The following is a 22,327-nucleotide window of genomic DNA, read 5'->3' on the forward strand; positions in this document are numbered from 1 at the left end:
AATAGTGCGCACTCTTCGAGTGCGCACCATCTTCTTCAACGCAAGGATTCACAGCTTGATTATTATTATATTATCGAGAGAGAAAGATGTGTCACCTCCAGCGTTGAAGTTTATAATTGTAATCTGTAGGCGGAGATTGCTTGAATTTACTCTTGGGCTGAAATCAAAAGAATGAGTACTCCAAGAATTCGATCCAATAAAAGTAGTTCTTTGAGCGCCTGCGACCCCTTCAGTCTCAACTAAAACAAAGCACCCCAAGTTAGAAGTGACCGTGAAATCGATAGTGATTCTATATGGATCCCCGGCAACCAAATAACCATAGTCAAAAAACTTAACTATGCCGCATGGAAACTGCCCGCTTCCGTTACCCTGCCAGTACCTTCGGGGATCACTACCAACAATCGAACCGGAGTTGGAGAAATTTTCCCAACCATTCATGCCTTCATTCTCAAAGTCAGTGCTTTCAACAATATGCATATCTTTATCTCACATATAGACATGTTGGGGTAATGGACAGAATGTCCGGGTTTACTACTGCGCATTCTTCGACTGATTGAACACACATAATTTTTCAGTGAAAATATTTACAGCTTGATTATCTTTATATTATCAAGCACAAAAAGCGTACTACCGCCAGCATTGAAGTTTATAATTGTAATTATTAGGCGACGATTGCTTGAATTTTCTCGTGGGACGAAATCGAAAGAGTGAGTACTCCAAGAGCTCGACCCAACTAAAGTAGTTCTTTGAGCGCCTGCAACCCCTTCAGTTTCAACTAAAACAAAGCACCCCAAGTTAGAGCTGACAGCGAAGTCGATAGTAATTCTATATGGATACCCAGCAGCCAAATAACCATAGTTAAAAAATTTAACTATGCCGCACGGAAACTGTCCACTTCCGTTACCCTGCCAGTATCTTCCGGAACCACTGCCAACAATTGAACCGGAGCTGGAGTAATTAATCCAGTTATTCATGCTTCCATTATTAAAATCAGTACTATCAACAACATTTACGCTTTTGACTGTATAAACCGTCCTTGGAAAACTAACCGCACCTGCTTCAACCGCATTCGGATCATATGCCACCTTGAAATCAACCCATATTTGATTTCCATTCGGGCAACTTTTGAGCCAGCTTAACAATACAAAGTGATCGATACCTGAAGCAGATGGGTGTGCATATCCCGTCCATACATTATAGGGGTTAGGATTTGCGCCCCCACAGTGGAAAGTCAGCCAAACCTTCTTGCCAGCGACCTGCAATGGCCAAGGTGTAATAGCAAGAGAAGCATTTGCTGTCATCGCGGCGATATCCAGCGTTCCGTTATGGGCGACACCATTGATCAAAGGTCTGGGCAAGTTAGCGTCGGGTATCGGCGTCACAGTCACTGTAACCACTTGCGATGAACGCACCACTCCGGCACGCGTTACATCGTATTTAAGCGTGAACGTCTTATTGGTATTGCCAATATTCGCGGCAATCGCAGCTGCAGGAATAGCAAATGTCACCACCCCACTGGTCAATCCGGACTTGGCTGCGATAACTGGCGAACCCGCACCGGCAGTCCCCACCATCATGACCTTGATGCTGTCAGTGGTATACATCGGCGCATATCTCACCTCCACCGTGCCGCCATTTAATACATTCAATGGCGCCAGAGATACAGATGCGCCCGTACCGGTAGCCTGGGTTAACTTAGGCACTGGGAACTGAGCCGGCAGTGTATTGACGTTGTATTCCACCACTGGAAATACAATAGCGTCAGCCTCCGTTAGGCCAGTGCCTAACGCCGCTTTGAAATGCAGCGTCAATTTGGTGTTGTGCCCTAACTCTTTCAAGTACGACGCATAGGTTATTCCACTTTGCCACCACCCCTGGCTGAACCAAGTAGAATTGACATTTGAAGCACCACCATTCCAGTGAGTGCGGTTGTGCGCCTCTCCTCCATTCTTGAAACCTCTGAACTCAATCCAAACCGGAGAACTAGTCGCAATGAAGGGCCAGTTGCCGACCCGGAGCGTTCTATTAGCCGTACCGCTTGACAGGTCTAATACCTTGGTAGTTTGGTTCGCCTCAATCATTTGGATCACGGTTTTTGCCAACTCGGCTTGAGGAATGGGCGTCACCGTCACTGTCACCACCTGCGATGAACGCACCACTCCCGCACGCGTCACTTCATATTTAAGCGTGAACATCTTATTGATATTGCCAATGTTCGCGGCAATCGCAGTTGCAGGAATAGCAAATGTCACCACGCCACTGGTCAACCCGGGCTTGGCTGCAATAACTGGCGAACCCGCACCGGCAGTCCCCACCATCGTGACCTTGATGCTGTCGGTCGTGTACATCGGCGTGTATTCCACCGAGACTGTGCCGCCGCTTTGTGCATTCAAGGGCGCCAGGGTCAACACCGCCCCCGTACCGGTTGCCTGGGTTAATTTTGGGACAGGAAATTCGGCTGGCAAGGTGTTGACCCGGTACTCCATTATCGGAAAAGTCAGAGCCTCAGCTTCGGCCTTACTGCTACTCACCGCCGCTTTGAACTCCATCTTAAGCACAGTGCCATGACCCAACCCTTGCAGGTAGGACCGCGGCAAATTGGGTTCTATTTTCCCATTAGCGATCCAGGTCGAGTTAACCGCCGAAGCCCCGGCCCCGTTGTACACCAAACGATCATGGTGAACGTTGCTGGCTGTTTTGCCCAGCAACCTCAACCACACGGGGTAAGATGCCGTGATAAATGGCCAGATGCCGACCGTGCCTCTGGCGTCTCCAGTAAAGGCGCTCAGGTCCAGTACTTGGGTGTCGGCATTGGCCTGGTTGATTTGCAAAACTGTCTTTACCAACTCGGCGAGCGGTATCGCCTTGACCGTCACCGTCAATATGTCTGAATGAACCGTTGCACCTGCGCGCGTCACCCCGTATTGGAATGTCACGGTGGTGTCCTGGTTACGAATGTTGGCGTGAATCGCCGCTTTGGTGATATCGAACTCCACCTTCTGCAGCGCTTCATTACCGGGTTTGGCCGGAATGGTCGGCGAGCCACCATTGCCTGCACCGATCATGGTGACCTGAATGGAGTCGGTACCCCGCATACCAAGGTAGGTCACCACCAGTTTGGTGCCGTTCTGTACCTTGAGCGGTTCCAGCGTGGCGGTCCCTGGGCCGGTCACCTGTGCTTCCAGCAAGGTCGGCGACGGCAGCTCGCCCACACCCTGGCTTACCAGGACCTCGGTAATTTGTGAGTAACGCGGAACTTCATCGCCGCGCTTGAGCGTGTAGAACACCGTCACCGTTTCATTCAGGTTGCTGGTGACGTAGTAGCTTTCGATGTAATGCTCGGTGGTGGCACCGTCTACGGGCACCTGCACCGGCACCTCGATACGCGCCTTCGGCCCGACCCAGTGCATCCTGATCCAGTCATCGCGTTTTGTTTCTGCAAATGGTGCAAATACTTTGGCATAGGCGCCAATATCATCCGGATTCAACTGACCACTGATTGCCTTATCGATAATCGGCGCGGGCATCGTGCGTTGAAGCTGGCCCACAACAACTTGCAACCGCAAGGATTCCTGCGGCCGACTGCCAGGACGTGTGTGGGCGTAGAACACTTCCACCAGGTGTCCGTCAAAACGCGAAAGCTCGTCAGGGTATACGATGAACTCCATGTCCCCGTCGGGATTGGCTGGAATATCGTCGACTTCGCGCCCCACCCGATGCTCGATGGTGATATCGGGGCTGCTGACCCGGAAAATCACTTCCAGATAGCCGTTTGCCGGCCAAATGGGTTGCAAGGGGAAATACACGGTTGCAGCGAAATCAGGCTCGATGTGGCCGCCCAGGTCCTCCTTGATCTGCGGCGCCGGCCATCTGACGATTTCGCCGACTACATCCAGGTAAAGCTTTTTAGAGGGCTGCTCAATCGTCCCTTGTTGAAACACGATATGCACGCTGACGGAGCCGTCGGCGATGGCAGCCACCAGCGCATTAGGCACATTGAATGTGTAGAGCCCTGCCGAATTCAGCGACCTGGTTTCTGTATAAGGAATTGAGTTCCCTTCGCGGTCCACACCCGCCCAGATCAGCGTCAGTATTGAATAGGCGGCGACCTCTGCGCTGGTGATCCAAGCTTGGATTTGTGCATCCAAACTGCCCAGTTCGGCCAGGTCAATCTCCGTGTCGGTGCCGGTGCCTGGAAATGCCAGCCACGGCGCTTCCGGGCGGATCTGATTCAGGTGCACATCAATCAGCGTTGTCGCCGACCAACGTGCCCATTCATCCGGCTGGTTACCCCCGGCGTCGCGGACCTGATAACCCACTCTTGTGTCCCGGCTGTTGCCTGCGGCACTGATAGTGGCGTAGTCAACGGTCAGCGTAATATCACGGCCTACTTCATTAGGCTGCACACGATGGAGTACCCGCTGAGACCCCCAGACCAGAATGATCAGGTCGTAGGCATGCATGTGAATCCAATGGCGGATGATGATATTGACCCCTGCCAATGCATCGACTTCGCTGACGCCATTCAACAATATGGAGGGTGGAACCACATACACCAGCCCCTGGTGGCCGGGCAATATGCTATTGGGGTCACGGTCCCCAGGACGCGTCAGGCTAACCCGGTACTTGCGCTCTTCGGTAAACGACTCATTGCCACTGGCACGTCTTAATTTGCCGAATACCGGGTTGGCCCAATATTGGACGACTTTATGGGCAGGGACGGTCAAAGGGATACGGTCCAGGTGTTCCTCACCCTCGCGAATCTGGGTAGACGCTACGGGAACATTGCGGTTGCCCCAATAGAGATACGCAACGCTACCGGGGTTGACCCCGTCTTTGGGGTTTCTGAGGTAAACAATGAAATCAACCTCCGTATGCCGAAGGCCGATACCACCGTGGGCGCCGTCAGGATCGCCTTCGAAGGGAGGCTCCAAAAGCGACACTTCAATGGCGGGTAAGAGGGCTTTAGGGGGTTTTTTTCCGGGTCATGGCAAAAGTACTCGCAGGGCGCCGTGAGGGAGGCTTACCTGCATCAAACTCTTCAAACCCTGGGTTGCCTACTGTCAGAACTAACAGGTGGCGACGGGTGGTAATGACCCGATGATTTAACAGTGCGCTCGCTATTGGCACCTGTTAATTCTGACAGTAGCCGCCCATTGGATTCAGGTGTTTGATGGCGCAAACGACACGGGCGCCCAGAAGGCACGTGCGATGCTTCGATCAGGAGAGCGATCATGCCAGCCAAAAAAACTCCAGCAGCAGCCGCTGTTCAACCCGCGACATCCAAACCAGCGGCCAAGAAAGTGACTGCGAAGAAGCCCAAAACTCGGGCCTCACAAACAGGCACGATAACGCTTGAAAATAACAAAGCGCCGAAGAATCTGGATCGACTGTACATCCCTGGAATGAGTGAGAACGTCGCAGGTTATGACGCAGGCATTCCAAAATGGCTGTTTGAGTCAGGCATGACCATGCAGGTATATAAAAACTGGGCTGCTAAGCCTGGGGATAGCATCTCGGTAGGCAAGCTGCTCGATAATGGCTCTATGGAGGTATGGATCACCAAGGTACTTACGGCCGGCGAAGAACAGCACAACTACTACTTGTTTTCCATCAGTCAAAAGCACCTCCCCGATGGGCTGTATGCGCTGGTCTATTCGGTTACGTATAACGACGGCTCGGGCCGAGATCGGTCATACCCTTTGCTGACTGCGGTTAAAACCGACATCCCCGCCGGCGACGATAAGGATCAAATGGAGCCAGGGCATTCAGAGCTGAGGTTCAGTGTGTCCGAGCGCGAGATAGTCCCTGGCAATGCCAGCAGGGGGTGTACCGTAACGCTTGAGCCCTACCCAAATATGAGCCCGACCGACCAAGTCATCCTTCACTGGGGATCGGTGATCATTACCCAAGACGTCCCAGGTGTCGGCAAGCCTACGGTGATCACCGTGACGTATCAGCACATTGTCGAAGCAGGAGACAGTCAGGGCTTAAGGGTGTGGCTTGAGGTCATCGACCTGGTCGGGAATATCTCGACTCCTGGATCGGCGCATATAACCGTGTCGGTCAACCTGGACATGACCAGACCTGACGGCCCGGTCATTGTCAATGGTGGCCCCCCTGGCTACATCGACCTGGAAGTGCTGAATGAACAACCGCTGGAGCTGCAGTTCTTCACGCCAGCGCATATTGGCCTAGCAGGTGACCTATACGATGTGATGTTGCGCTGTTACCCACCCAAGGGGGGCGTGAAGGTAATTCACAAGTTTGTCCCCCTTACCCAACCCGGCAGGCCACATAAGGCGTTTTTCGATTACCTTGACATCCGGGCTGCCGCTGAGGGCAGTATCGAGGCCAGCTTCGTCCTGAGAAAGTCGGCTGAGCCCTTCGAGATCTATTCAAAGAAAACCACCGCAGAGGTCAAAGGGTCCATTTTTCGTCTGGAAGCGCCCCATATTGAAGGCTACGCCGACGACCACATTGCTGACGACCCCGAACACGTCATAGTGAACATTCCTTATTATGCGTGGCGCCGACCATCCGACAGGATTGCGTTGATTTTGCGCTATGTGAAAACGCTGAATGAAGTCATTGTTCATATCGAGACAAACGAGGTCGGGTTGTCCTGGCCGGAAGGTTCGCCGGTCAAACGCTTGATCTACCGAGCACAACTGGAACAGTTCAAGGGCTATCGTCCCGAGCTGTATTACGTGATCTCGACAGGCTTCACACGGGCGCGCGCAGTGGACTTGAACGAATCCTTACGCCGGGTAATCACCATCAGTTGATTGCCCACGTTTCTGGCAACCAGATCGAGGCCATGCCGCTGCTCAGCAGCGGCATGTTGGGAAAGCTATCTGGAACGCTATAAATAACTGAATGCCGTGCGCATGCTGCACTTCTCCGCCCTTGACCAAGAAAATCCGGCCAGCATCCAAAACTGCCTGCGCGCCGCGCGACCTCGGGCACCATCATGCGCAACACCCTCCTATCGGTTTGTCCGCCTTGGCACCTTCCTCAAGCGTACCGACGACACCCAGCGTCTGCTGGATGCGCGCTACGGGATGTCTAGTAGGAAGAAATCAGCGACCTCTCGGCACGCGGCTATTACCAGTGGAGCGCCCTGCTCCGCGCATTGTCGTCATTCGAGGCGTACACCGAGCTGTACCCGAATGCGCTGAATGCTCGGTCGGTGTCGGAGTTGCTGTTGCTACGCAGCGATGTGCCGCGTTGCGTGTATCGAGGAGTTGAGTCATATCCTCGCAGACTTGCCCGGTAGTTATGGGTGTACGGCGCAACGCCTGGCCGCGGAGTTTGAAGCGCGGCTGAGGTATACGGGGATTGATGAGATTCTGGAGGGTGATCTGCATAGTCGGTTGACGGAGTTTATTGAGACGGTGAGGGCGTTGGCGGGGGCGGTTCATAGTTATTATTTGGAGGTGGTTTGATCTTGCTCTGCTCATTGAATTTATCGCGGCAATTCACACTGTGTGATATCGCTCTTGTACTGCGGAAGCAAAATAACCTCGACATTAAAAACGGGCGCCAGTCAAACACAATCTGATGCTCGACAATTTAAATAGCCGGACTTAACCAGATAATAACCCCGGCGACCTTAAACGATAAGTTGGGGAGGTGCCCCCTCCCCAACACGTATAAAACTCTCAAATCGCCTCACATGACTTTCAGGTATGTGCTCATACAACCAATCTTCTTTAAGTTGGAACCAAGGTAAAAGCTGGCCCCTCGAATCCTACTATGGCACTTGGAACATAAGCAACAGCTCCTAATTCTCCATTTTCTCTTATGTAATGCCCCGCAACGAGATTATCCTTTGTCGGCGCTTGCCATACGGTTTTATAACGCGGATCCATACCTGCGCTTATTTGCCGAAAAAACTGATGATAATTGGAAAAATTCTCTGTAAAGGCATTCGTTACTGGCGTGGAATCACCGGCGCCTGGCAATTGAATACCACCCTGCGCATGCGCCCACTGGCTCAGTTGCTGAAACGACAGTTTATCAGTGATAGGCGTCAAAATAAGAGTAAATACGTTAGACACTCTAACTGGGTACGAAACTGTTGAGCCCGCTCCGTCCCTAACAGTAATTACTACTGACCCGTTCCGAAGACCGACGACTTTCCCTGAAGCATCTACACTCGCAATCAACGGATTTGAAGACGTATAAGATCTACCTGGGGAGCCACCAGTTGCAGTACGAATATCTGTATTTTTAGGAACTTCCTTTGTAGATAACCCATACGACTGGAGTAACTTAACACCATTCAAATCCATCGTCGCTTGATCAATCGACAATGGAGGTGCGTTGACCCGGTACTCCATTATCGGAAAAGTCAGGGCCTCAGCTTCAACCTTACTAGTACTTACCGCCGCCTTGAGTTCCATCTTAAGCAAAGAGCCATTACCCAACCCATCCAGGTAGGACCGCAGGATACTGGATTCGACTTTCCCATCAGCGATCCAGGTCGCGTCAACCGCCGAACTTTCTGCCCCGTTGTACACCAAGCAATCATGGTCAACGTTGCCGGCTGTTTTACCCAGCAACCTCAACCACACGGGGTAAAGTGTCGTAATAAATGGCCAGATGCCGACAGCGACGCTGGCATCTCCTGAAAAGCTGCTCAGGTCCAGTACCTGGGTGCCAGCATTGGCTTCGTTGATTTTAAGTACCGTTTTGGCCAGTTCGGCCAGCGGTACCGGCCTGACCGTTACCGTCAAGGTGTCTGATGGATACGCCGCGCCCAGGCGCGTCACCACGTACTTGAATGTGACAGTAGTGTCTTGGTCACGAAGATTGGCGTGTATTGCCGCTTTGGTGATATCGAACTCCACCTTCTGCAGCGCTTCATTACCGGGTTTGGCCGGAATGGTCGGCGAGCCAGCATTGCCTGCACCGATCATGGTGACCTGGATGGAGTCGGTGCCCCGCATGCCAAGATAGGTCACCACCAGTTTGGTGCCGTTCTGTACCTTGAGCGGTTCCAGCGTAGCGGTCCCTGGGCCGGTCACCTGTGCTTCCAGCAAGGTCGGCGACGGCAGCTCGCCCACACCCTGGCTCACCAGAACCTCGGTAGTTTGTGAGTAACGCGGAACTTCATCGCCGCGCTTGAGCGTGTAGAACACCGTCACCGTTTCATTCAGGTTGCTGGTGACGTAGTAGCTTTCGATGTAATGCTCGGTGGTGGCACCGTCTACGGGCACCTGCACCGGCACCTCGATACGCGCCTTCGGCCCGACCCAGTGCATCCTGATCCAGTCATCGCGTTTTGTTTCTGCAAATGGTGCAAACACTTTGGCATAGGCGCCAATATCATCCGGATTCAACTGACCACTGATCGCCTTCTCAATGATAGGTGCAGGCATCGTGCGTTGAAGCTGGCCCACAACAACTTGCAACCGCAAGGATTCCTGCGGGCGACTGCCAGGACGTGTGTGGGCGTAGAACACTTCCACCAGGTGTCCGTCAAAACGCGAAAGCTCGTCAGGGTATACGATGAACTCCATGTCCCCGTCGGGATTGGGTGGAATATCGTCGACTTCGCGACCCACCCGATGCTCGATGGTGATATCGGGGCTGCTGACCCGGAAAATCACTTCCAGATAGCCGTTTGCCGGCCAAATGGGTTGCAAGGGGAAATACACGGTTGCAGCGAAATCAGGCTCGATGTGGCCGCCCAGGTCCTCCTTGATCTGCGGCGCCGGCCATCTGACGATTTCGCCGACCACATCCAGGTAAAGCTTTTGAGAGGGCTGCTCAATCGTCCCTTGTTGAAACACGATATGCACGCTGACGGAGCCGTCGGCAATGGCAGCCACCAGCGCATTAGGCACATTGAATGTGTAGAGCCCTGCCGAATTCAGCGACCTGGTTTCTGTATAAGGAATTGAGTTCCCTTCGCGGTCCACACCCGCCCAGATCAGCATCAGTATTGAATAGGCGACGACCTCTGCACTGGTGATCCACGCTTGGATTTGTGCATCCCAACTGCCCAGTTCGGCCAGGTCAATCACTGTGTCGGTGCCGGTGCCTGGAAATGCCAGCCACGGCGCTTCCGGGCGGATCTGATTCAGGTGCACATCAATCAACGTTGTCGCCGACCAACGTGCCCATTCATCCGGCTGGTTACCCCCGGCGTCGCGGACCTGATACCCCACTCTTGTGTCCCGGCTGTTGCCTGCGGCACTGATAGTGGCGTAGTCAACGGTCAGCGTAATATCACGGCCTACTTCGTTAGGCTGCACACGATGGAGTACCCGCTGAGACCCCCAGACCAGAATGATCAGGTCGTAGGCATGCATGTGAATCCAATGGCGGATGATGATATTGACCCCTGCCAATGCATCGACTTCGCTGACGCCATTCAACAATATGGAGGGTGGAACCACATACACCAGCCCCTGGTGGCCGGGCAATATGCTATTGGGGTCACGGTCCCCGGGGCGCGTCAGGCTAACCCGGTACTTGCGCTCTTCGGTAAACGACTCATTGCCACTGGCACGTCTTAATTTGCCGAATACCGGGTTGGCCCAATATTGGACGACTTTGTGGCCAGGGACGGTCAAAGGGATACGGTCCAGGTGTTCCTCACCCTCGCGAATCTGGGTAGACGCTACGGGAACATTGCGGTTGCCCCAATAGAGATACGCAACGCTACCGGGGTTGACCCCGTCTTTGGGGTTTCTGAGGTAAACAATGAAATCAACCTCCGTATGCCGAAGGCCGATACCACCGTGGGCGCCGTCAGGATCGCCTTCGAAGGGAGGCTCCAAAAGCGACACTTCAATGGGGGGTAAGAGGGCTTTAGGTTTTTTTTTCCGGGTCATGGCAAAAGTACTCGCAGGGCGCCGTGAGGGAGGCTTACCTGCATCAAACGCTTCAAACCCTGGGTTGCCTACTGTCAGAACTAACAGGTGGCGACGAGTGGTAATGACCCGATGATTGAACGGTGCGCTCGCTATCAGCACCTGTTAATTCTGAATGAGCACGTAGTTGTGAGCGCTCCTTACTATGCTTGGCGCCAACCATACGCCGGGTCTAACCATCAGCCGACTACCCACCATTTCGGCAACAACTGACGCACCCGCCCTTCCCCAAACCGATCATCCATCAACATCACCACTCCCCGATCGTGCTGGCTGCGGATCACCCTGCCCGCCGCCTGCACCACCTTTTGAATACCGGGATACAGGTACGTGTAGTCGTACCCCGCGCCAAAAATCGCGGCCATCCGCAGCTTCATCTGCTCGTTCACCGGGTTGAGTTGCGGCAGCCCCAGGGTGGCGATAAACGCGCCGATCAAGCGTGCGCCGGGCAAGTCGATGCCTTCTCCAAACGCACCACCGAGTACGGCAAAGCCGATCCCCTGGCTGTGTTCGGTGAACTGGTCGAGAAACGCCTGTCGCTCGGTTTCGGCCATACCCCGCGATTGCTGCCACAGGGTGATGTGCGGGTGTCGTTCGGCGAGCAGTTGAGCCACCTGCTGCAGGTAATCGAAGCTTGAAAAAAACGCCAGGTAGTTACCCGGTTGCTGTCCGAACTGGCGGGCTATCAGCTCGACAATGGGGGCCAGCGAGGCCTCGCGATGCACGTAGCGGGTAGAAATTTCATCGATAATCCGCACCTGCAATTGCTCGGCCTTGAACGGTGATTCCACATCGATCCAGGCAGTGTCCGTCGGCAGGCCGAGCAGGTCGGCGTAATAGTGCCTAGGGCTAAGGGTCGCCGAAAACAGCACGCTGCTGCGGGCGGCGGTGAGCCGGGGGCGGATGAATTCGGCGGGCACCACGTTGCGCAGGCACAGGGTGGAACTGCTGCGTTTGCCGCTGAGCTGACGCTTGTGGATGTCGAAGATGAAGTGTTCATTGAACAGCTCGGCGACTTTGGCAAATTGCAGCGCTTCAAAGTAGAAAGCCTGCAGGTCACCGCTGAGTGCTTCGGGGTGGTCGTTGAAGTAATCGCCCAAGGCGCTGGTGCACAGACTCAAGGCCTGGAGCAGCTTTTCCGGGCGCGCGGCGTAGGCCTGGTACGGCGCGAGCTGGTCTTTGTGAAGGGCATTCCAATCGCGATTGAGGCGCTGCAAGGGTTTCTTCAGGGGCTCGGGCGCAGTGTCGCGCAGGCCCTTGAGGCTGTACTGGTCGAGGCTTGCGCTGTACATGGAGCGTGCGCGTTCTACCAGGTTATGGGCTTCGTCCACCAGCACCGCGACGCGCCATTGGTTGAGTTGGGCCAGGCCGAAGAGCATGGCGCCGAAGTCGAAATAGTAGTTGTAGTCGGCGACGATCAAGTCGGCCCAGCGTGCCATTTCCTGGCTGAGGTAATAAGGGCATACGTCATGGGCCAGGGCGACCGCGCGCAGGTTGCGCTGGTCGAGCAGGCTTACCTTGGAGGCGGCAATGCGCGCGGCGGGCAAACGGTCGTAGAAACCCTTGGCCAAAGGACAGGAATCACCATGGCAGGCTTTGTCCAGGTGTTCGCAGGCTTTGTCCCGCGCCACCAATTCGAGCACACGCAGTTGCAAGCCGGGGCTGCTGGTGAACAGCACCTGCGATGCGTCGAGGGCAAGTTTGCGGCCCGGGGTCTTGGCGGTGAGGAAGTACACCTTGTCCAGTTGCTGCGGCGCAAAGGCCTTGAGCAGCGGGAAGATCGTGCCGATGGTCTTGCCGATGCCAGTGGGCGCCTGGGCCATCAGGCAGCGTCCGGTGCTGGCGGCTTTGTATACCGTCTCGGCTAACGTGCGTTGGCCGGGGCGAAAGTCGGCATGGGGGAAACTCAAGGCTTGCGCGGCGGTGTTACGCGCTTCGCGGTGCTGCATTTCCTGTTGAGCCCAGCCGAGGAACAGCGTGCATTGCTGGTTGAAGAACCTCTCCAGATCAGGCGCGTGGAAGCGTTGATTGAGCAGGGTCTCGCCTTCGCCGACGATATCGAAGTACACCAGCGCCAGGTCGATTTCCGTCAACCCTAGCTTCTGGCACATCAGCCAGCCGTACACCTTGACCTGGGCCCAGTGCAATTGCCGGTGGTTGGCGGGCTGGGCATCAAGGTCGCCGCGGTAGGTTTTGACTTCTTCCAGGCGATTGGCATCGGGGTCGTAGCCATCTGCCCTGCCCCGTACCTTGAGTTGTTGGTACTCGCCTTCCAGTGCTACTTCGTTTTGGTAGTGCGCACTGCGGCGCGACGCGACTGTGCGGTGGCCCACGATACCTTCCTGGGCGCTGGGCGACGGGGTAAAGCGCAAGTCCAGGTCGCCGACCTTGGCCGTGAACTCACACAATGCGCGCACGGCCACGTTGTAGCTCAAGCCGGTTGCTCCGCCCAGCGCACGTAGCAGACGGTGACCGGCATCTGGTTCTCGCCACAGAACTCCAGCCAGCGCAGTTGGTTGTCCTGCAGACGGTCGCCCGGACCTTTGACTTCGATCATGCGGTAGGACTTTTGCGCAGGCCAGAACTGGATCAGGTCCGGCATGCCCGCGCGGTTGGCGCGGATGTCCAGGAGCAGGCGTTCAAACCAGTAGCGCAGGTGTTCGGCGGGCAAGCATTCCAGGGCCTGCTCTAACAAGTCTTCACTGAGCAGATTCCAGAATACGAAGGGCGATTGAATGCCCCACTTGGCGGCGTAGCGCTGGCGAATGAGGGCCTTGTACCGATCATCCTGCAGTTGCTCGAAACACGCGGCGAACAGTGGGGCGCGGCGCTGGTGGAAGTCTTCGCTGTGCAAGTCGGCCGGGCCACGCTGGAACGGGTGGAAAAACGCTCCCGGCAGCGGTGCGAAGATCGCGTCCCAGCACAGCAACCCGAACAGCGAATTGATCAGGCCGTTTTCCACGTAATGCACCGGCGCATCGGGCGCGCTCAAATGAGCCTGGACGCAGTACTCCACCGACATCAAGGGTTCCGGCAGTGCCAGTTCCAGGTCCAGGCGCATGACTTCCCGTGGTCTGAGCCTGGGCAACTTGGGCTCACCCAGCTTGCGACGCAGGCGCGGCATGACGCGCAGCAGGTGTTGCTGTTCGGCGGCACTTTCCGGCGCCTGTTGCGCGGTACTCGCCAGAACCAAGGCCTGGGCGTAGTCCTCCTGGCGCTCCAGCACGCGGATCAATCGCGCACGGGCGCCAGGGTAGGCGCAGGTACGATAGATTTGCTCGGCCAAGGCCAACTCGGCGCTGCGCTCACAATACTGCCCCATCTGGAACAGCAGCTTGGCCCGGCGTTTTTCCAGCCAGGGGTTGTCGGTCGTCAGCGTGGCCACCTGCGCCAGCACGTCGTGCAGCGCGGTGCCGGTTTCAAACGCGTGCTGGCATTGGTGCAGGAACAGCACGCCGTGCACGTCATCACGGCTGCGCAAACCCCGGGATTCAGCGCAGAACGCCACTTTTTCGTAGGTGTAGATGCCGAGGTCTGCCAGCACGAATTCCGACCAGTCCTGGTGCAGATTGCCGAAGAACATCAAGCGCAGCCGGTCACACAGGTCCATCACGGTGAGGCTGTACAGCGGTTCGGCAAGCTGCGGGCACCACTGGGCAAAGCTGCGGGTTTCGCTGAACTGCGCTGCCAGCCCCTCAAGCCAGTCGGCCTTCTTGCCTTTGGGTTGGTCGATCCACGGCTTGAACGTGCTGAGGATTTCGCCTTTTTGCAGCAAGGCGAACACCTCTTCAAAGGCCAACAGGCATTGATCGTCAACCCAACCCAATTGCCGCAATGGCGTTGCAGCCGCGTGGGTACAACCGACCTCCTGATAGCTGAGTTTCCCCGCGCGAAAGTGCACGCCCTTGCGCATTACCATGCGCACTAACAACGCCTGGGACGGCTGCGGCAAGCTGTCGAATTGCTGAATGAAATGCTGTTCGTCAGGGTCCAGCAGATCGGCATAGCGCTGCCCCAGCCATTGCAGGACCTGGCGGAAGTTGTGCAGGTAATAGAGCGGGTCGTCGAGGGGGTTGGTCATGGCGCAAGCGAGTCAAATACTGGTTATGCATACAGAGTGCCGGTCCCGATGCTCTGTTGCAATCGGTAATAGATAAATGGCTCACGCAACTTTTTGTATAAAAGTGATCAGATGGTGGAGTCGATGGCGTAACATTTGCGGCCCGCAGCCGCACGCTGCGGGACTTTTCAGGGTTAAGGTAAGGGTTATGAACATGAAGAATTTGGGTCTGCCACTGGTTGCACTCACATTTCTGGTATTGGCCGGTTGCGCGACGCAAACCGTAGTGACACTTCAAAATGGCACGCAGTATTTGACCAAAGACACCCCAAACGCCAAGACCGCCGATGGTTTTTATGAGTTCACCGACATCGCCGGCAAACGCATCCGTGTCAAAGCTGACGATGTGGCGACGGTGCGCAAGGAAAAGTGAAGTGGTTCTTCAGTCGATATCTTTATTGACTGAGCCACCGCCATCGGGGGCAAGCCCCCTCCCACAGGGTTGACCGCGTTCCAATTTGACCAATAGCGTCCGCTGCCCACTGATGCGCAAGGAAGACTGATTCTCCGCTGCCAACACTGCCCAAATGTGGGAGGGGGCTTGCTCCCGATGGCGATCTTCCAGTCAACATCTCCATTGACTGAACCAACGCCATCGGGGCAAGCAAGCCCCCTCCCACAGGGTTGACCGCGTTCCAATTTGGCCAATAGCGTCCGCTGCCCACTGATGCGCAAGGAAGACGGATTCTCCGCTGCCAACACTGCCCAAATGTGGGAGGGGGCTTGCCCCCGATGGCGGGCTTCCAGTCAACATCTCCATTGACTGAGCCACCGCCATCGGGGGAAAGCTCCCTCCCACAGGGTTGACCGCGTTCCAATTTGACCAATAGCGTCCGCTGCCCACTGATGCGCAAGGAAGACTGATTCTCCGCTGCCAACACTGCCCAAATGTGGGAGGGGGCTTGCTCCCGATGGCGATCTTCCAGTCAACATCTCCATTGACTGAACCACCGCTATCGGGAGCAAACCCCCTCCCACCGTTTTAACTGATGACAATCCCCTCCCCCGACAACCCAACCACTCCCACCAGCGTCACTGAATCCCCGCCAAAACTGATCACGGTATCCCCGCCCACCACCTTGGCGTGATCACGATAATCGCCACTGCTCTGCACGTCCGTAAACACCAATTTGTCCGTTGGCTGATAACCAATAATCCGGTCCTGGCCAAACTGCCCGCTGAATAAAAACGTGTTGTGCCCGCTGCTGTCACGGATCGTGTCGTTACCCTTGCCGGCCTCGATAAAGTCCGCGCCCTTGCCGCCCTGGATCAAATCATTGCCAGCGCTGCCAATGATGAAGGTGTCGCCTTTGTGGGGCTCGGCGTTGCGATTGAGGTCCTGCACCCACGTGTTGGCCCGCGCAGGGTCCGACAGGTTGGCGACAATAATCGTCGAGTCGCGAGTCATCACCTCATAGAACCCGGATGCCAGAACACGCGTCATGCCGTCGCCATAACCGGTGGGCAAATGGGAGATCCAGGTCGGCAGATTGGTGATGGAAAACGGCAGCACATTCCACAGCGTCGAGGCGTAATGGTCGTTGAAGCTGACGATATTGTCGGTGGTCGATTCATGGGGCTTGTCATGCACGCCCAACGACGACCAGTTGACGGATGAGCCGTCCAGCGCACGGAAAACCGGATCGTTTTCATAGCCGACATTGAGCACCTTGTCGCCGCTGCTCTGGGTCGGCGAGGCGTAGGCCACATAGTTGGCGTCCTTGAAGAAGCCCGCCCATTTACCGTTGCTCAAGTCCGCCATGCTGTTCACCGCAAGGCCACCCAGGCTGTGGCCGCTGACTACCACGTCGTGGCCGCTGAGGCCGTGGGCACTGGCGTAGTCGGCGATGTTCTTGAGCAAACCGCCGAAGGCTTCGCCGGCGTAGTTTTTCGCGTAATCCTTGGGCCCCAGGGCCGCGAGCAGATCGCTGACCAGATCGCCGATGGAGTCGCTGATCAGGCTTTCCCGTGGGCCTGAAGTACCACGAAAACCGATGCCGATTTCCAGCAGTTTGCCGGCGTCATCGTACTTGCCGAGCACTTCGACCTGGGCCGTGGTGTAGCCCGGTTTTTCGCCAAAGAAGGTGCCCCTGGCGTCGACCTTGCCGGTATAGCCCAGGGCGCTGGCGCTGATAGGTGTCCAGCCGGCTTGTTGCACGGCCTCCAGGGCGGCTTTTTCCGAGTCGGGGTTCCAGGGAATGCCGGGGATCACGCCCTGGGAATCACTGCTGCCCAACAGCGCGCCGACCAGGGTGGCCGGCAAGCCAAGGCCCAGACCGTTGTGCTGATAACCCACGGCAAAGCCGTTATCCAGGTTGTGGTAGGTGTACAGCGTGATCGCCATGGCATCGGCGAACAACGCTTTGGAGCCTTCGGCGCCCAGGTTTTTATAGTCGAATACACCCATGGTACTGCCTCTCTTTTGTTGGAGTTGTCGAGAAAGCTGGTTAACGCTGTGCGGGCCCGAACGCTTCGTCCACCTTGGCCAGATCGGTGTCGCGCAAGTTGCCGGCGTAGTAATGCAATTTGGTCCAGGCCATCAAATAGTCGTAGCGAGCCTGGGCGAGGTCGCGTCGGGTGCTGTACAGCTGCTGTTCGGCATTCAATGCATCGAGATTGACCCGTTCACCGCCGAGGATGCTCTGCTTGGTCGACACCACCAGCGCCTCGGCCGACGCCAGCGCCTTTTGGTACGCACGCAGCTTGCTCACGCCCGACAAACAGGCACTGAACTGCCGACGCAGTTCGATCAGGGTTTCCCGAGTCTTGCCCTCCAACTCGTACTCTGCCTGCTCCATGGCGCGACTGGCCTGGCGAGTAGAGGCCGATATGCCGCCACCCGCGTACAGCGGCAGGCTGACTTCCACGCCAATGGTGTTGGTGTCATAGCGCTGGTTGTAGGTGTTGCCGCTATCGGACTCCTGCTGGCGTGAACTCGCGTAGGCCGTGACCTTGGGCAAATGCCCGGCGCGATTGCGCTCCACTTCGTAGCGCGCCACCTCCAGGGCCTGGCGTTGAGACGCGAGGGTGGGGTTATTACTGATTGCCAGTTCATGCCAAGTGTCGTAATTGGCCGGGCTCAGGGCGAATGCGGCGAAATCCTGGTTCAGCGGCGCCAAGTCGTGGATGTTGACGCTCTGCACGCCGATCAAGGCGCCCAATTCCCTTAACGACGCGTCTTGTTCGTCCAGCGCTTCGATCTCTTCGGCGGTGGCCAGCTCGTAGCGCGACTCGGCTTCGAGAATGTCGGTACGGGTGCCCTCACCCTGCTGGAATAGATGCTGGTTCTGCTGAAACTGCTGCTCGAAGGCCTTTTTCTTGGCTCGGGCGATGTCGATCTGGTCCTGGGCGAACAGCGCTTGGGTGTAGTAGGTCAACACCCGCACCAGCAGCGCCTGGCTCTTGTCACGAAAACTTTCGTCGGCAAACAACGCCTGGGCCACGCCTTTGCGGTAGTTGGCATAAGCCTCGTAGTCAAACAGCGGTTGTTGCAGGCTGAAGGTGGAACCGTAGCTGTTGTAGTTGCGGTCGTCGTGATAATTGCCGCCGCGCCCGTCGGGCAAGGTGGCCTGGGAGTTGTTGCGGCCCTTGTTGTAGTTGTACGACAGCTTGGGCAGCAAGCCAGCACGGCCGATGGTGCGGTTTTCCAGGCCGGCGTCGCGCTCCTTGATCGCGCCAAGAAACACTGGGTCGTTGCGCAAGGCTTGCTCATAGACATCAAACGGGCCCATGGCAGCCTGGGCACTGGCGCAGCAGAACAATAAGGCGATAAACACAGGTTTCATGTTCATTCCTCGGTCAACGCTGAGCCGGCGCGATCCAGCAGCGGTTTGAACAGGTAATTGAGCAGCGAGCGCTCGCCCGTACGCACGAACATCTCGGCGGGCATCCCCGGCTTGATCACCAGACCCTGGAGTTTTTCCAACGCTGCCTCGCTCACCGTGGTACGCAGCACGTAATAGGGCGCACCGGTTTTCTCATCAAGCATTTGGTCAGCAGAAATCAGGCTGACCTCCCCCGGCACGCGCGGCGTACGGCTCTGGTTGAACGCGGTGAAGAGAATATCCACCGGCAAGTGCGTGCCGACCTTGTCCACCAGATGCACCGGTAGATGCCCTTCCACCTCCAGGCGTGTGCCTTGGGGCACGATCTCCAGCAGGGTTTCACCGGCACGCACCACAGCGCCTTCGGTGTGCACGCCGAGGTTGACCGCGATGCCGTCGGCCGGCGCGTTGATTTCGCTGTGTTGCAGGTCGAACCCGGCAGAGGTCAGTTGTTGCTCAAGGGTCAGGCTGCGCAGTTGCGCGTCGGCCAATTGGCTGCGCACTTCCTTCTGATACTCCTCGCTGTGCTGCTGCAACTTGAGACGCGACTCGACGATGCCCTGCTCTACCCGGCCGCTTTCCCCGGTGTTTTGCGCCAGGTCTTGTTGCACTTGGGACAATTGGCGCTGGTACTCCATCAGCCGATTGCGCGGGATGTAGCCGTTGTCGGCCAAGGGTTGCAGGTTACTCAGTTGATCACGCAGGGATTGGGCCTGGGCGGTCAAGTCGCTGCGGGCACGACGCATGCCGCCGAGTTGCGCGGTGGCGCCGTCGATATTCGCGCGAATGCCGGCTTGCTCGCGGGCGAAGGCCTCGCGGCGGCTGCTGAACAGCTGACGCTGGCCTTCGAGCACCAAGGCCAAGGCAGGCTCGGGATTTCTGCTCAGCTCGGCGGGAAAGGTGATGGAGGATTGATTGTCGCGCTCGCTCTGCCAACGCGCCACACTGGCCCAGGCCATACGGTACTGGGCTTGCAGCGATTGCACGTCGGCCTGGTTCTGGGTCTGGTCGAGACGAAACAGCGGCTGGCCCTGTTTCACCAACTCGCCTTCACGCACCAGAATACGGCTGACCACGCCGGGGCTGAGGGTTTGCACAGCCTTGCGCTTGCCGGACACCACCACCGTGCCTTGCACGGGAATCCCTTGATCCAGCGGCGCGAGGCTGGCCCACAGGAAGAAACCACCGGCACCGACCACTGTCAGCAGCCAGCCCATGCGGGCGAAAAAACCCGCGTCGCGTTGTTCGAAAGTGATGCTGCTCATGCGCCTGGATTCCTTCCGGCTTGATACTGACGACTGAAACTCACACCCGGTTTGTCCTTCGGCGCCTCCTGCTGGCCGGACAACGCCCTAAGCACGTCCTGGCTTGGCCCGAACGCCTGCAAACGGCCTTCGTTGAGCACCAGCAACTTGTCGGCCTGGGCCAACGCAGAAGACCTGTGAGTGACCAGCACCACGCTGCTGCCCTGGGCTTTCATCTGCACAATGGCAGTGGCCAAGGCCGCTTCGCCCACGGTGTCGAGATTGGAGTTGGGTTCATCCAGCACAATCAACCGTGGCCCGCCATACAGCGCACGGGCCAGGGCCACGCGCTGCTTCTGGCCGCCGGACAGGCCGCCGCCGTTATCCCCCAGCACCGTGTCGTAGCCTTGGGGCAGGCGCAGGATCAGTTCATGCACGCCGGCTTGTTGTGCGGCCTTGACGACAAGCTCAGGGTCCGCCTCGCGAAAGCGCGCAATGTTGTCGGCGATGCTGCCGCTGAACAGTTCGATGTCCTGGGGCAGATAGCCAATGTGCGGGCCGAGGTCGTCGCGGTCCCAGCGGTGTATGTCCGCGCCATCCAGGCGCACGGTGCCGGCCAGGGTCGGCCACACGCCCACCAGCACACGGGCCAGGGTGGATTTTCCGGAGCCCGAGGCACCGAGCACGCCAAGCACTTCGCCCGCTCCCAAGGTAAAGCTGACTTGATGCAACGTCGCAACGCGCTTACCCGGCGGGCCGGCACTGACCTGCTCGAAGCTGACTTGGCCCTTGGGTGCGGGCAGTTTCATCTGCTCCACTTCCGGAGGGAACTCGCGCAGTAATTCGTCCAGCCGCTGGTAGGCCAGCTTGGCCGAACTCCATTGCTTCCACACCGCAATCAACTGGTCGATGGGGCTGAGCACACGGCCCATCAGGATCGAACCGGCGATCATCATGCCTGCCGTCATATCGCCCCGGATCACCAGCAATGCGCCCAGGCCGAGTACCAGTGACTGCAGGCATAGCCGCAAGGATTTGCTCAACGAGGTGATCACCGAACCGGTGTCACTGGCCTTGTTCTGCAGGCCGAGGAACTGCGCATGCACCGCAAACCAGCGCTTGCGCAGCGCGCCGAGCATGCCCATGGCCTGGATGGTTTCGGCGTTGTGCAAATGGCTGGTGGCCAGTTGCGTCGACTGTTGGGAGAAACCACTGGCCTCACCCAATGGCTTCTTCGTCAGGTATTCGTTGAGGCACGCGAGGCCGATCAACAGCACAGCACCGGCGGTGGCCAGCACTCCAAGCCAGACGTTGAACAGGAAAATCACAAACAGGTAGATCGGAAACCACGGCGCATCAAAAAACGCGAACAGCGCCGGCCCCGTGATGAATTGGCGGATATGGGTCAGGTCGCCCAGGGATTGCCCGGCATGCCCCTGGCCGCGTTGCAGATTGCGTTCGAATGCGGCCTTGTACACGCTTAAGTTGAAACGCCGTTCCAACTGACTGCCGATACGGATCACGATGAAACTACGGATCACTTCCAGGGTGCCAATAAACGCAAAGAAGCCCACGACCATCAGCGTCAACATCACCAGGGTAGTTTCGTTCTGGGAGGACAGCACGCGGTCGTACACTTGCAACATGTAAATCGACGGCACCAGCATCAGCAGGTTAATTAATGCCGTAAAGCAGCCAACGCTGATCAAGATGCTCTTGTATTCACCCAGCGCCTTGAATAAGGGCGCCACCGCAAAGGGCTTGGCCATATGTTCTGATCTTCCTTGAGCCAAATTTCGCGCATAAGTTGCCCGAACCCTGATAAAGGCCGGCCAACTAATAAAATCGAGTTATAAAGTTATAGCGATAACTAAGGCATTCGTTTTAATTCAACCACGACGCCCGCCTGGGTCCGGGCTTGATACTCCCCTTCTTTCTGGCGATTCAAATGAGTGATGCCGCTGCCTTCGGCATTGAATAGCCAGATACCGTCCGGAGTGGGCGACCAGGTCAGAGGGGTGTCGCCCAGCCATTGGGCGGCACAGGCCACATCACCGCTCAGCGCGTTGGCCTGTTCGAGCAGGTCGAGGGCGCACACCTGATCCTGTTGGTGCAGTTGCCAATGCCCGGCCAATTGAGCGCTGGAAGGTAAAACAAGACTGCTCGCCATTGCGTGGGCTCCTGCCGACACGAACATCACCTGCAATACGCAGGCGATAAAGTTGAAAAAACGCTGCATCTTCACGCTCCATC

The 22,327-nt window shown here is 56.8% G+C and carries 12 protein-coding genes and 1 pseudogene; 3 read left to right on the forward strand and 10 right to left on the reverse strand.

Going from position 1 to position 22,327, the window contains the following annotated elements; translation table 11 throughout:
• Positions 1–48: 48 nt before the first annotated feature.
• Both ACVWXD_RS10300 and ACVWXD_RS10305 read right to left on the reverse strand, forming a co-directional pair.
• Positions 49–477, reverse strand: coding sequence for a hypothetical protein (locus ACVWXD_RS10300; RefSeq protein ID WP_181643432.1), 429 nt, complete (start codon positions 475–477; stop codon positions 49–51).
• Between the two features lie 107 nt (positions 478–584).
• Positions 585–4,934, reverse strand: coding sequence for a hypothetical protein (locus tag ACVWXD_RS10305; protein WP_457370969.1), 4,350 nt, complete (start codon positions 4,932–4,934; stop codon positions 585–587).
• A gap of 300 nt (positions 4,935–5,234) precedes the next feature.
• On the opposite strand from ACVWXD_RS10305, the gene ACVWXD_RS10310 reads away from it, so the two are divergent.
• On the forward strand, positions 5,235–6,788 hold the full coding sequence (locus tag ACVWXD_RS10310) for a hypothetical protein (protein WP_457370970.1): 1,554 nt from the start codon (positions 5,235–5,237) through the stop codon (positions 6,786–6,788).
• 29 nt (positions 6,789–6,817) lie between these two features.
• Positions 6,818–7,448, forward strand: a pseudogene (locus ACVWXD_RS10315) (alpha-E domain-containing protein); the annotation flags it as partial.
• 267 nt (positions 7,449–7,715) lie between these two features.
• On the opposite strand, the gene ACVWXD_RS10320 reads toward ACVWXD_RS10315, so the two are convergent.
• The 3 genes from ACVWXD_RS10320 to ACVWXD_RS10330 form a co-directional block, all read right to left on the reverse strand.
• A complete protein-coding gene (locus ACVWXD_RS10320) occupies positions 7,716–10,847 on the reverse strand; it encodes an Ig-like domain-containing protein (protein WP_457370971.1) in 3,132 nt (1,043 codons plus the stop codon).
• A gap of 218 nt (positions 10,848–11,065) precedes the next feature.
• Positions 11,066–13,321, reverse strand: a complete 2,256-nt coding sequence (locus ACVWXD_RS10325) for an ATP-dependent DNA helicase (RefSeq protein ID WP_401379500.1) — start codon at positions 13,319–13,321, stop codon at positions 11,066–11,068.
• Positions 13,318–14,967, reverse strand: coding sequence for a VRR-NUC domain-containing protein (locus ACVWXD_RS10330; protein WP_260366893.1), 1,650 nt, complete (start codon positions 14,965–14,967; stop codon positions 13,318–13,320). The genes ACVWXD_RS10325 and ACVWXD_RS10330 overlap by 4 nt, the downstream gene beginning before the upstream one ends.
• A 187-nt stretch (positions 14,968–15,154) precedes the next feature.
• Here ACVWXD_RS10330 and ACVWXD_RS10335 point away from each other — a divergent pair, with 187 nt between their 5' ends.
• A complete protein-coding gene (locus ACVWXD_RS10335; protein ID WP_122681023.1) occupies positions 15,155–15,379 on the forward strand; it encodes a YgdI/YgdR family lipoprotein in 225 nt (74 codons plus the stop codon).
• A gap of 609 nt (positions 15,380–15,988) precedes the next feature.
• Here ACVWXD_RS10335 and ACVWXD_RS10340 read toward each other — a convergent pair.
• The 5 genes from ACVWXD_RS10340 to ACVWXD_RS10360 all read right to left on the reverse strand — a co-directional run bounded on the left by ACVWXD_RS10340 (position 15,989) and on the right by ACVWXD_RS10360 (position 22,313).
• Positions 15,989–17,413 carry a polyurethane esterase gene (locus tag ACVWXD_RS10340; RefSeq protein WP_457370972.1) on the reverse strand — a complete coding sequence of 475 codons (1,425 nt, stop codon included), beginning with the start codon at positions 17,411–17,413 and terminating at the stop codon, positions 15,989–15,991.
• A gap of 40 nt (positions 17,414–17,453) precedes the next feature.
• Entirely contained in the window at positions 17,454–18,791 is a 1,338-nt protein-coding gene (locus ACVWXD_RS10345) for a TolC family outer membrane protein (protein WP_099602462.1), read from the reverse strand.
• 2 nt (positions 18,792–18,793) lie between these two features.
• Positions 18,794–20,095 carry an HlyD family type I secretion periplasmic adaptor subunit gene (locus ACVWXD_RS10350; protein WP_286817745.1) on the reverse strand — a complete coding sequence of 434 codons (1,302 nt, stop codon included), beginning with the start codon at positions 20,093–20,095 and terminating at the stop codon, positions 18,794–18,796.
• Positions 20,092–21,843 (reverse strand): type I secretion system permease/ATPase, encoded by a 1,752-nt coding sequence (locus tag ACVWXD_RS10355; RefSeq protein ID WP_181643885.1) that lies wholly within the window; start codon positions 21,841–21,843, stop codon positions 20,092–20,094. The genes ACVWXD_RS10350 and ACVWXD_RS10355 overlap by 4 nt, the downstream gene beginning before the upstream one ends.
• A gap of 101 nt (positions 21,844–21,944) precedes the next feature.
• Positions 21,945–22,313 carry an AprI/Inh family metalloprotease inhibitor gene (locus tag ACVWXD_RS10360; protein WP_095184802.1) on the reverse strand — a complete coding sequence of 123 codons (369 nt, stop codon included), beginning with the start codon at positions 22,311–22,313 and terminating at the stop codon, positions 21,945–21,947.
• Positions 22,314–22,327 lie beyond the last annotated feature (14 nt).

The organism is Pseudomonas sp. TE3911, from assembly GCF_054062775.1.